Raw genomic sequence first — 11,827 nt, 5'->3', positions numbered from 1 at the left:
GCACACGTTGATGCCGAGCGTGCGGTAGAGCTTCTCGTCGGTGGCCGACAGGATCACGCTGAAGAACGCGTCGCAGCCGCGCAGGTCGTTCACGTGTTCGATGAGCTTCGCGGCCGATTCGTCGGTGGCCGAGCTGATGGACAGCGCGATGAGCGTCTCGTCGGAGTGCAGGCGGGGGTTGCGGCTGTGCAGCTGCTCGGTTTTGAGGCGGCAGATGGGGGTGATGGCCTCGTCGGTGAGCACGTTCTTGTCGTCGTCGACGCCCGCCACGCCCTTGAGCGCGTTCATGAGCAGCGACGACGCCGCGCCTAGAAGGGCGGAGGTCTTGCCCGTCACCACGCTGCCGTCGGGCAGCACCATGGCGCCGGCCGGACCGCCGGTCGTCTCCTCCTTGAGCAGCGCGGCCGAGCGCGCGGGGGAGAGGCCCGCGTTCACGCCTGCCTGGTTCATCAGCAGCTCGAGTTTCTCCAGCTGCTCGTGGCCGACCCCGGTGCGCTTCACCTCCACGGCGGTTTGGAAGTAGCGGCGAACGATCTCCATTTGGGCGGCCTCGCGTACGGCCTCGTCGTCCACGATGGCGTTTCCGGCCATGTTCACGCCCATGTCGGTGGGCGACTGGTAGGGGCTTTCGCCCGAGATGCTCTCCAGCATGGCCTTGAGCACGGGGAATATCTCCACGTCGCGGTTGTAGTTCACCGTCGTCTCGCCGTAGGCTTCCAAATGGAACGGGTCGATGGTGTTCGCGTCGTCCAAATCCACCGTGGCGGCCTCGTAGGCTATGTTCACGGGGTGCTTGAGCGGCAGGTTCCACACGGGAAACGTCTCGTACTTGGCGTAGCCGGCCGCGGTGCCGCGCGCGTGCTCGTGGTAGAGCTGCGAGAGGCACGTGGCCATCTTGCCCGATCCGGGGCCGGGGGCGGTCACCACCACCAGCGGGCGCGTCGTCTCCACGTACTCGTTTTTGCCGTAGCCCTCCTCGCTCACGATGTGGTCGATGTCGTAAGGGTAGCCGGATATGGGGTAGTGCAGGTAGCTTTTGATCCCCAGGCTGTCCAGGCGCTTGCGAAACGCGCCGGCCGAGGGCTGGTTCGCGTAGTGGGTGATCACCACGCCGGTGGTGGCGAATCCCATGGAGCGGAATATGTCCATGAGGCGCAGCACGTCCTCGTCGTAGGTGATGCCGAGGTCTCCGCGCACCTTGCTCTTCTCTATGTCGTTGGCGTTGATGGCGATGATGATCTCCACGTCGTCGGCCAGGCTCTTGAGCATGCGGATCTTGGAGTCGGGCTCGAACCCCGGCAGCACGCGCGCGGCGTGGTAGTCGTCGAACAGCTTGCCGCCGAACTCCAAATAGAGCTTGCCGCCGAACTGCTCGATGCGGTTGCGGATGTGCTCGGCTTGCAGCTCGATGTACTTCTCGTTGTCGAATCCGATGCGCATGGGTTGACGGTGCCCCTTTCTCAAGACGGTGCGAAGGGGTGCGCAGCGTGCCTCTCCGGCCTGGCCGGCGCACCGGCATCGATTATATCCTACTTGATGCCGAGGATGTTTCCGGCCCGCGAAATCGTCCGATCCGAAGACTCCCGCAGCCGAGAACCCGCAGCCGAGGACCCGCTTCGCCCGCCTTGCCGGCAATGCGCCGGCCCGCGAAATCGTCCGATCCGAAGGCCGGCGCAACTGGTATGCTGTATCGGCGGCGGATGCGCCGCCGGCGGACGGAGGCGGCAGGCGAGGGAAGGGGGCTTGTGCGCGAGCAGATGAAAGAGTACGTGTCTTACCTGCGCATCGAGCGCGGAAGCTCGCCTTTGACCGTGTCCGCCTACGAGGCCGATCTGCGCGACTACGCGGCGTTTTTGGAGGCGAGGGGCATTGACGATGCGGGGGAGGTGGACCGCGCGACCGTGGCGGCCTACGAGGCGGAGCTGTTCGATCGCGGCTACGCGGCCTCGACGGTTGATCGCCACGCGTCGGTGCTCAAGGGCTTTCATCGCTTCCTCGTGCGCGAGGGCCATGCGCGCCGCAATCCCACCGACAGCCTTCCGCTTCCCAAGGTTCCCGATCGCTTGCCCGATGTGCTGAGCGCCTCCCAGGTGGCGGCCATGCTGGATGCTCCGGTGGAGCGCGCGCCCGCGCCGCTGCGCAACCGGGCCATCCTCGAAGTGCTGTACGGTTGCGGCTTGCGCGCAAGCGAGTGCGTTGGGCTGGACCTGGCCGACGCAATGCTTGACGAGGGGTATCTGCGCATCGTGGGCAAGGGGGGCAAGGAGCGCGTGTCGCCCATCTCGGGCACCGCCCTTCAGGCGCTGGGGGATTATCTTGAGCGGGGCCGCCCCGGCTTGGAGAAGCCGTACGCGAAGGCCACGTCCGCAGTGTTTCTGAACGCGCGCGGCGGGCGCCTGACGCGGCAGAGCGTCCACGCCATCGTGGCGAAGGCGGGCCTCGCCATCGGCGTGGAGAACCTCCACCCCCATACGCTGCGCCACTCCTTTGCCACCCACATGCTGGAGGGAGGCGCCGACCTGCGCGTCATCCAGGAGATACTGGGGCACTCCGACATCTCGACCACCCAGATATACACCCATGTCAGCCGCGCCCACATGCGCGAAGAGTACCTGGCGTTCCACCCGCGCGTAAAATACAATAAAAATAATTATAGTTAAAGGCCCGCGCCGACGCCCGGAGAAGGCGTCTGCTTGCCGCGCATCGCCCGCTCGTGCGCGCCCACCGCCCGTTACCGGCCACCCGTGCGCGCTCGCCGCTCGCCGCCCTCGCTTTCCGGGCGCCTTTTCGGGTCCGCCTTTCTCTTCCGCGCATCGGGATCGTCTGCTTGCGATTGGCTCTGCGTCCGCTCACAGCGCAGGGTCCCTGCCCTTCGCATGCCGCAAACACGTACGAATGTTTCACGTGAAACACTGCGTGCCGGCGCTCGAGGGGCGTTTTGCCTCGACTGCCGGCGGACGGCGGCGCATCATTGCCGTTCCAGCGCATGCCGGCGATGATCGCGAGGCGGCTGATCGGTTGTTTCCGATTGCTTCCGCGATGTTTCACGTGAAACATTCGTACGGGTTGCCGGTTCGCAGAATGCAAGGCGGTGCGCTAGAGGGTTCGCGGGGCGGACGGGGGCGGACCGCGAAAGCCGCAGGACGCGCGGCGGCGGACTGCGAAGACCGCGAGGAGCCGCAGGACGCGCGGCGGCAGGCTGCGAAGGTCCTGGGGAGTTGCGGAGTGCGCCGCTGGGGGCCGCAGGAGGTGGCGAGACGCGCGGCGATGGATCGTGGGAGGCCGCAGGGCGCGCGGCGGCGGGTTGTAGGGCGTGCGGCGGTGGGCCGTGGGAGGGCGTGGGGCGCGCGGGGGTGGGCCGTGGGAGGGCGTGGGGCGCGCGCGGGCGTTTTCGCGGGCTGCGAGCGATGCGGGCGGAAGGGTCCGTTTTCGCCCACGCTGGCGCTCTGACACATATTCCGCATAATTCGCTCCCACGACGCGCCACCGCATGCCTCGTCCATATCTTGTGCCTCGGCGCACCCTTTGTGCAACATCTAGCCGAGCTTTGTCGGGCGGATTGCGCGCCCGATTCGACGGCGCGTCAACCGGGGGGTTTCAAAAGGCTTCGGATGGGATGAAGAAGCATAATTTGTTGCGAAGTGGGGCAAAGTGGGATAAAATTTCATCCATCGAAGGGCCGCGCGGAAAGCGTGGCGGGAAGGACGGAATGGCCGAAGACACCGAAAAGGTCGTCGATCTCAACAGCGCGTACCGCCACAAGGTGGACGCCAAGGGCCGCATGTCCCTTCCGTCGTCGTTTCGCAAGGTGCTTTCGACGGATCTGGTGGTGACCCGAAACCCCAAGGACGAGTGCCTCTACGTGTTCGAGCCCCAGGCGTTCAACGACTGGGTGGCGGGCGTGTTCGAGGACAAGTTCGAGAAGTACGACCGCACGAACGACCTCCACGTTCGCCTGCGCCGCAAGCTGAAGGCGCGCGCCGCCGACGTGTCCGTGGACGCGTCCGGCCGCATCATGATATCGGCGGAGCAGCGCGAGGCCGTGGGCATAGAGAAGGACGTCGTGGTCGTGGGGAACACGGGCTACTTCGAGATCTGGGACGCGAAGCGCTACGATCGGGTGGACGAGGACACCGACCTCGGCCTTCTGTTCGACTGATCATAAGGCGTGAGCGAAGTGACAGAAGAATATCGGCACACACCCGTCCTGCTCGCCGAGTGCCTCGAATACTCGAACCTCAAACCGCAGCACACATTCGTGGACGCAACACTCGGCGGGGCAGGGCATTCCTTCGAAGCGGCCAAGCTCATCGGGAGCGCGGGCACGCTCATCGGCATCGATCAGGACGAGGTAGCGCTGGCCGCCGCCCGTCGCAAACTCGGGACGCTGCCCGATGACGCCTGCCCGCGCCTCGAGCTGGTGCGCGGCAACTTCAAGGACCTGGACGAAGCGCTCCTTGGCGCGGAGGTTCCCGGCGTCGACGCGTTTTTGTTCGACCTCGGGGTGTCCTCGGTGCAGATAGACACGCCGTCTCGAGGCTTCTCCTTCAAGGAGAACGGCCCTCTTGATATGCGGATGGATCCGGGCAAACAAACCCTGACCGCAGCAGAGATCGTCAACACCTACAACGCAGCAGATCTCACTCGGATCATCCGTGCCTACTCGGACGAGCGATGGGCGAGCCGCATAGCGGAGTTCATCGTGCGAGCGCGGCAGACGGCCCCGGTGGAGACGAGCGGGCAGCTCGTGGACATCATCAAGGCCGCCATCCCGGCCTCGGCTCGCCGCGCCGGAGGGCATCCGGCCAAGCGCACGTTCCAAGCGCTGCGCATAGAGGTGAACGGCGAGCTTGACGCGCTTCGGAGCGGCTTGGACGCGGCCGTCCGCTGGCTCAACCCCGGCGGCACGCTCGCGGTCATCAGCTACCACTCCCTGGAGGACCGCATCGTCAAGGAGGCGTTCCAGGCGTTCGCCAACCGTTGCACCTGCCCGCCGGACCTTCCGGTGTGCGTGTGCGGCAAAGAGCCGATACTCGACATAGTCACCAGAAAGCCGGTGCTGCCGGCCGCAGAAGAGATAGACCGCAACCCGCGTGCCCGCAGCGCCAAGCTGCGCGTCGCGCGGAAGCGTTGAAAGCGAAAAAAGCGCACGGCCACCCGCACAGCCAGCCGAAAACGAAGAAAGGGGGTGGGGCATGAGCGCGGTTCCCGCATACTCTCATTATCCCGAGCGCGCTGCGGAGCGCGACTCGCGCGAGCGCATCAGCGTGCTTCCTGGTCGCGGCGTGCGCACGCAGCCCTCCTCCCTCTCCCCGAGCGTCGTGCTCGCGGCGAAAGCAGTGGCCGTGGTGTTGGTGGTGCTCTCCATCGTGGCGTTCGCGCGCATCGGGCTGGTGTCCGCCGCCTTCTCCGCCTCGGCCCAGTCCGCCCAGCTTTCCGCACAGATATCCGAGGCCCGCGCAACGGGGTCGTCGCTGGAGGTGTCGCAAAGCACGCTCTCCAATCCCACGAAGCTCAAGCAGCAGGCCGCCGATCTCGGCATGGCCGCGCCTGCGTCCGTGGGCGTCATAGAGCTGGAGGAAGACGTTGTGACCGCCGACGACGACGGTGCGCTCTCGCTGTCTGGAAGCGTGGCTGCCGCATCTGGCGCCGGGGCGTAGCGCCGTGGCCGACAGGTACGAAACGCCGCGTGCGCAGCGGCGTTCCCCCGGCCGGGGAAGCTCCCGCGCATCGGCGCGCCGCACGCGTTCGGCCGACCGCCACCGCGTGGCGCGAACGCAGCGCGCACAAGGTTCGCAGCGCCCCCGTCGTTCGCAGGCCCCCCGCTTCTCCGCCCAGCCCCTCGTCCCCGATTCCAACCGCGTCTTCTGGCCCATCGTGGCGTTCGCCGTCGTGGCCGCGCTGCTCTCGCTGCGCCTTGTGTACCTGCAGGCGATAGCCGCCCCCGACCTGGCGAGCAAAGCCGAGCGCGCGCGCATGTCCTATTCTTGGGACGAGCCCCGTCGCGGAACCATCTACGACCGCAACGGCGTGGTGCTGGCAACCTCGGTGGAAGCGTCCACCATCTACGTCGATCCCGCGGAGGTGGACGACCCCGATACCACCGCCCAGGTGCTCGTGGACGTGCTGGGCGGGCGCAAGTCCGACTACCTGGAGGCCGTCACGGCCGGCAACACCCGCTACTCCGAGATCAAGGAGAAGGCGGACGCCGAGGTGGGCGAGCGCATGGAGGAGGCTGTCGCCGAGCTGACGGCGACAGGCGGCGCCCACGAGGGCGCGTCGCTGGGCATCCACTGCAAGGCCGAATGGAAGCGCGAGTATCCCAACGGCCAGGTGGGCGGCCAGGTGATAGGCGCTTGCAACCTGGAGGTGGACCAGGACAACAACCGCGAGTACTACACGGGCATATCGGGGCTGGAGCTGTACTACGACGACATCCTGTCCGGCGAGGCGGGCTACACCCGCATGGAGACGGGGTCCGACGGCACGCCCATCCCCGGGGGCAAGAACGAGTCGAAGGAGGCCGTGGACGGCCAGGACATCATCATCTCGCTCGACATAGAGCTGCAGCAGTACGTGGAGGAGCGGCTCACGGCCGACGAGAAGGGCATGACCGCCAACGGCGGCAGCGCCATCGTCATGGACGGGGGCACGGGCGAGATATACGCGGCCGCGTCGCTTCCGCTGTTCAACCCCGCCGACCGCTCCGAGGTCAAGGAGGGCGCCACCAAGCTCAAGGCGGTCACCGACCTGTTCGAGCCGGGGTCCATCTTCAAATCGGTGACCACCATGGCCATTTTGGAGTCGGGCACCATGTCCCCGGACACCGAGCTGTTCTGCCCGGCCTCCATCACGGCGGACGGCTACACCATCACCGACGCGCACGAGCGCGGAGACGCCACCTACACGCTGCGCGAGATACTGGACCAGTCCTCCAACATCGGCATATCGCTGGCCATGGAGCGCATGGGCTTCTCGATGCTCCACAGCAAGATACTCGAGTACAACCTGCACTCGAAGACGGGCGTGGACTACCCGGGCGAGGGCGAGCAGGGCACCGACATCCTAGGCTCGCTGGCCGACCCCGAGGACCTGTCCACCGTGGGTATGTACAACATCAGCTTCGGCCAGGGCATCTCGCTCACGCCGCTGCAGATCACGCGCTTTTACGGCGCGCTTGTGAACGACGGCGTGGAATGCACCCCGCACTTCCTGATATCCAAGCCCCAAAGCGGCGAGGTGGCGGAGTACGCCACCGAGGACGTGATAGAGAACAAAGAGGCCATCGAGGACATCACGAGCATGCTCAAGACCGTGGTGACCGACGGCACGGGCAAGCAGGCCGCCATCGAGGGGTTCAACGTGGCCGGCAAAACCTCCACGGCCGAGATATACGACGAGGAGAACGGCGGGTACCGCAAGGGCGTGTACAATTTGGCGTTCACCGGTTTTCTGGCCGACTCGTCAAGCCAGTTGGTTTGTTTTGTGGCCGCCAACGAGGTTCCCACCGACGGCGTGGTCACGCCGATGTTTAAGGATATAATGTCAACTGCTATCGACCGATTCAACATCCATCCGGAGTGAGGAAGCCATGGGCAAGACCTGTACCGAACTGCTCGAGGGCATCGATTGCACCGTCATCGGCAACCCCGACGACGAGGTGGGCGGCATCGCCTACCGCAGCGACCGGGTGCGGCCGGGTGATGCGTTCTTCTGCATCGTGGGCTTTTCCGCCGACGGGCACTCTTTCGCCCAGGACGCCATCGACCGCGGCGCGAAGGTGCTCGTGGTGGAGCGCAAGGTGTATCTGGCCGACGCCACCGACGTGACCGAGGTCGTGGTCAAGGACACGCGCAAGGCCATGGCCGTGGCGGCCGCCAACTTCTACGACCACCCGTCGCAGGGCCTCTCGCTCGTGGGCATCACGGGCACGAACGGCAAGACCACCACCACCTACCTCGTGGAGCACATCGCGCGCGTGGCCGGCAAGCGCACGGGGGTCATCGGCACCGTGGGCGTGCGCGTGGGCGACATCCAGGAGAAATCGGCGCACACCACGCCCGAGTCGCCCGATCTGCAGCAGCTGTTCGCGCGCATGCGCGAGGCGCGCTGCGACGTGGTGGCCATGGAGGTGAGCTCGCACGCGCTCGATCTGGAGCGCACGTGGGGCACCGCCTTCGCCGTCACGGCGTTTTCCAACCTCACGCAGGACCACCTGGACTACCATCACACCTTTGAGGCGTACTTCGAGGCCAAGGCGCGCCTGTTCTCCAAGGACTACCCGGCCCGCCGCGTCATCTGCATCGACGACAAGTGGGGCCGCGAGCTTCTGCGCCGCTGCTCGGTGGCCGAGGACAGCGTGGTGACCACGGGCTTCGACCCGTCCGCCCAGATCCATCCCGTGGAGGCGACCTACGCGCCCACGCACACCTCCGTCGTGCTCGACGTGCGCGGCGCCCGCTACGCGTTCGACTACCCGCTGGTGGGCCGCTTCAACGTGGAGAACGTCATGTGCGCGTTCGGCATAGGGCTGCAGCTGGGCTTTTCGCCGGAGGTCATCGTGGAGGCGCTTAAGGACGCCCCGCAGATCCCCGGGCGCCTGGAGCGGGTGGGCGCGCCGAACGCGGGCGGCGTGAGCGTGTTCGTGGACTACGCGCACACCCCCGACGCGCTGGAAAAGGCGCTCTCGTCCATCAAATCGCTCACGCCCGGCCGCACGATCTGCGTGTTCGGATGCGGCGGCGACCGCGACGCCAGCAAGCGCCCCATCATGGGCAAGGCGGCGCTCGCGGCCGACCATGCGGTGGTGACGAGCGACAACCCGCGCACCGAGGACCCCGACGCCATCATCGCCGACATCGTGAGCGGAATGGGCGCGGGCGAGGGCCGCTTCGACGTCGAGCCTGACCGCCGCGCGGCCATCGCTCGTGCCATCGCGCTGGCCCGCCCCGGGGACTCGGTGCTCGTCGCGGGCAAGGGGCACGAGGATTACCAGCTGGTGGGCGACAAGGTGCTTTCCTTCGACGACCGCGTGGTGGCCGCGGAGGAGCTGAGGCGCGCCTTCGGCGCGGCCCCGACGGGAGCCGAGGAGGGACGCTAGCATGCGTCTGAACGCGAAGCAGATAGCGGCGTGCACGGGCGGGCAGTACGCGGTGGAGCCGGTGGACGCGCGCGTGCTGGCCACGGGGCTTGCCTGGGATTCGCGCGAGGCGCGCGCGGGCGACGTCTACGTGGCGCTGCCGGGCGCGCGCGCAGACGGCCACGACTTCGTGGCGTCGGCCCTGCGCGCGGGCGCTGTGTGCGCGCTTGTCATGCAGCCGCTTCCCGCCGAGGTGCTCGCGCTCGCGCGCGAGCTGGGAGCGGCCGTCATCGAGGTTCCCGACACGGCGCACGCGATCACCGATTTGGCGCGCGAGTGGCGCGGACACCTCAAGGGCCGCGTGATCGGCGTCACCGGATCCGTGGGCAAGACCACGACGAAGAACCTCGTGCGCGACGTGCTGGCCGCGGCGCACACCGTGGTGGCCACCGAGGGCAACCAGAACAACGAGTTGGGCGTGCCCAAGACGCTGCTTTCCGCGGAGCCGGAGACGGAGGCTGTGGTGGTGGAGATGGGCATGCGCGGCGCAGGCCAGATAGCGCAGCTGTGCTCGTTTACGCGCCCGGACTGGGGCGTGGTCACCAACGTGGGCGAGAGCCATATAGAGCTTCTGGGCAGCCGCGAGAACATCGCGCGCGCCAAGGCCGAGCTTTTGCTCGCGCTGCCCGCCGCGTCGGGCATGGCGTTTCGGAACGGGGCCGACGATCTGTCCGACTTCGTCTACGAATGCTCCGACTTGGAGAGGTGGCCGAGCACGGTCGTGTGCTTCGACGGATCGGGCGCCTACGACGCTGCAGGATGCGGCGTTTCGGATTGGCGGCGCCGGCCGGCCGTGTGGGCCGAGGACGTGTCGCTTGACGAGCAGGGGCGGCCGCGTTTCACGCTGTGCGCCCGCGGCTTCTCGGAGGGCTGGCCGCCCGATGCGCCGGACGACCTGGCGGTTGAGCGCTGCGCCTGCGCGCTCGGCTTGCGAGGCGCGCACAACGTGGCCAACGCCTGCGCGGCGGCTGCGGTGGGGCGCGCCTTCGGCATGGACCTCGCCGCCATCGCGGGCGCGCTCGCGGGCGCGCTTCCCGAAGCGGGCCGCCAGGAGGTGCTGCGCGCCCGCGGGGGCTTCACGGTGGTCAACGACGCCTACAACGCCAACCCCGACTCCATGCGCGCCGCGCTGACGACCTTCTGCGCGCTCGATGTGCCGGGGAAGCGCATCGCCGTGCTGGGCGACATGGGCGAGCTTGGCGATTTCGCGGCCGCCTGCCATGCGGGCGTGGGCGAGCACGCCGCCGCGCTGCCGCTCGACCGCCTTGTGTGCGTGGGCGAGCTTGCCCGGATCATCGCCGACTCCGCGCAGCGCGCCGGCATGGACGCCGGGCGCATCGTGCGCGCCTCGACGTTGTCCGAGGCGCTGGGGGATCTGGACGTGTGCGTGGAGCCGGGGGACGCCGTGCTGGTGAAGGCGTCGCGCCTCATGGGGCTTGAACGCGTGGTCGAAGGATTGGTTAACTGACATGCTCACTGTATTCGCGCAATATCCGACGTTTTTGGTGTTCGTGGCCATCGTGGCGGCCATCGTGGCGACCATCGCGCTCATGCCCGCTTGGATCCGGTTTCTGAAGTCGAGCCACATCGGCCAGCAGGTGCGCGCCGACGGCCCCGAGAGCCACTTGGTCAAGCAGGGGACGCCCACCATGGGCGGCGTCGTCATGCTGGTGGCGGTTATCGTGGTCGCCCTGATCGTCGGCAAGCCGACGCCGGAGATGCTCGCCCTTTTGGGGGCTTGCGTGCTCACCGGCGCGCTGGGGCTTGTCGACGACGCCTCGAAGGTGGTCAAGGAGCGCTCGCTGGGGCTTACCCCCAAGGCCAAGCTTGTGGGGCAGTTCGCCATAGCCACGGTGTTCTGCCTGGTGGCGGTCAACCTGCTGAGCATCGAGCCGACGGTGGAGATACCGTTTCTGTGCACCATCGACATGGGCGTTTTGACCACGGTGGTGCCCGTGGGAGAGGGCGTGTCCATCCCGTGGGTGTACCTTGTGTTCGTCAACGTGCTTTTGGTGGGGCTGTGCAACGCCGTGAACCTGACCGACGGCTTGGACGGGCTGGCGGCGGGCACGGTCATGATCGTGATGATCGTCATGGCGGCCATCGCCTACCGCTCCGACATGCTGGAGTCGGCCATCTTCGGCGCGGCGCTGGCGGGCGCGTGCATAGGCTTTCTGTGGTTCAACTCGTTTCCTGCGGACATCTTCATGGGCGACACGGGGTCGCTTGCGCTCGGCATGTCGCTGGGGTGCCTCGCTGTGCTCACGAAGTCCGAGTTCATCGTGCTCGTCATAGGCGGGTTGTTCGTGGCCGAGGCCCTGTCGGTCATGATCCAGGTGCTCTATTACAAAAAGACGCGCAAGCGCATTTTCCTCATGGCGCCTTTGCACCACCACTTCGAGAAGAAGGGCTGGAGCGAGACGAAGGTGGTCGTGCGCTTCTGGATAGTATCCGGCGTGCTGGCCGCGTGCGGCTTCTCGCTCTACTTCGCCGAGACGCTCATGGCGGTGGCGTAGCGTGGCGGGCGTCGATCTCATAGCGGGAAGGAAGCACGCGCCGCGCCGTTTGGGGCGCGTGCTCGTTTTGGGCTTGGGCAAAAGCGGGCGGGCCGTGGTCGACTACTGCCTGCCGCTTCTGGGCGGGCGCGTGCGCGCGCTGGCTGTGGCGGCCGGCGCGCGCACGCCGGCC

General features: G+C 67.2%; 9 protein-coding genes. 8 read left to right on the top strand and 1 reads right to left on the bottom strand.

Annotation, left to right across the window (positions count from 1 at the left end; translation table 11 throughout):
* Window positions 1-1,440 (bottom strand): DUF1846 domain-containing protein (locus tag ACWKY3_RS09470; protein WP_449316156.1); only part of this gene is annotated, 1,440 nt, incomplete at its 3' end.
* A 317-nt stretch (window positions 1,441-1,757) separates the two neighbouring features.
* On the opposite strand from ACWKY3_RS09470, the gene ACWKY3_RS09465 reads away from it, so the two are divergent.
* The 8 genes from ACWKY3_RS09465 to mraY all read left to right on the top strand — a co-directional run bounded on the left by ACWKY3_RS09465 (window position 1,758) and on the right by mraY (window position 11,655).
* Window positions 1,758-2,660, top strand: coding sequence for a site-specific tyrosine recombinase (locus ACWKY3_RS09465; protein WP_449316158.1), 903 nt, complete (start codon window positions 1,758-1,760; stop codon window positions 2,658-2,660).
* Window positions 2,661-3,709: 1,049 nt separating this feature from the next.
* Window positions 3,710-4,159 (top strand): division/cell wall cluster transcriptional repressor MraZ, encoded by a 450-nt coding sequence (locus ACWKY3_RS09460; protein ID WP_449316155.1) that lies wholly within the window; start codon window positions 3,710-3,712, stop codon window positions 4,157-4,159.
* 18 nt (window positions 4,160-4,177) lie between these two features.
* On the top strand, window positions 4,178-5,134 hold the full coding sequence (gene rsmH, locus ACWKY3_RS09455) for a 16S rRNA (cytosine(1402)-N(4))-methyltransferase RsmH (protein ID WP_449316157.1): 957 nt from the start codon (window positions 4,178-4,180) through the stop codon (window positions 5,132-5,134).
* A gap of 61 nt (window positions 5,135-5,195) precedes the next feature.
* Window positions 5,196-5,660: a cell division protein FtsL gene (locus ACWKY3_RS09450; protein WP_449316154.1), complete on the top strand. Its 465-nt coding sequence runs from the start codon at window positions 5,196-5,198 to the stop codon at window positions 5,658-5,660.
* A gap of 106 nt (window positions 5,661-5,766) precedes the next feature.
* Window positions 5,767-7,584, top strand: a complete 1,818-nt coding sequence (locus ACWKY3_RS09445; RefSeq protein ID WP_449316153.1) for a peptidoglycan D,D-transpeptidase FtsI family protein — start codon at window positions 5,767-5,769, stop codon at window positions 7,582-7,584.
* A 7-nt stretch (window positions 7,585-7,591) separates the two neighbouring features.
* Window positions 7,592-9,100, top strand: coding sequence for a UDP-N-acetylmuramoyl-L-alanyl-D-glutamate--2,6-diaminopimelate ligase (locus tag ACWKY3_RS09440; protein ID WP_449316152.1), 1,509 nt, complete (start codon window positions 7,592-7,594; stop codon window positions 9,098-9,100).
* Window position 9,101: 1 nt separating this feature from the next.
* The gene (locus tag ACWKY3_RS09435; RefSeq protein WP_449316151.1) at window positions 9,102-10,607 is read left to right on the top strand and encodes a UDP-N-acetylmuramoyl-tripeptide--D-alanyl-D-alanine ligase; all 1,506 of its coding nucleotides are present in this window, start codon (window positions 9,102-9,104) and stop codon (window positions 10,605-10,607) included.
* A gap of 1 nt (window position 10,608) precedes the next feature.
* Window positions 10,609-11,655, top strand: coding sequence for a phospho-N-acetylmuramoyl-pentapeptide-transferase (gene mraY, locus ACWKY3_RS09430; RefSeq protein ID WP_449316150.1), 1,047 nt, complete (start codon window positions 10,609-10,611; stop codon window positions 11,653-11,655).
* Window positions 11,656-11,827 lie beyond the last annotated feature (172 nt).

The sequence above is a fragment of the Rubneribacter sp. genome, from assembly GCF_965361815.1.
The sequence above is the reverse complement of the archived record's forward strand: the minus strand, read 5'-3'. Positions and strand labels throughout refer to the sequence as shown.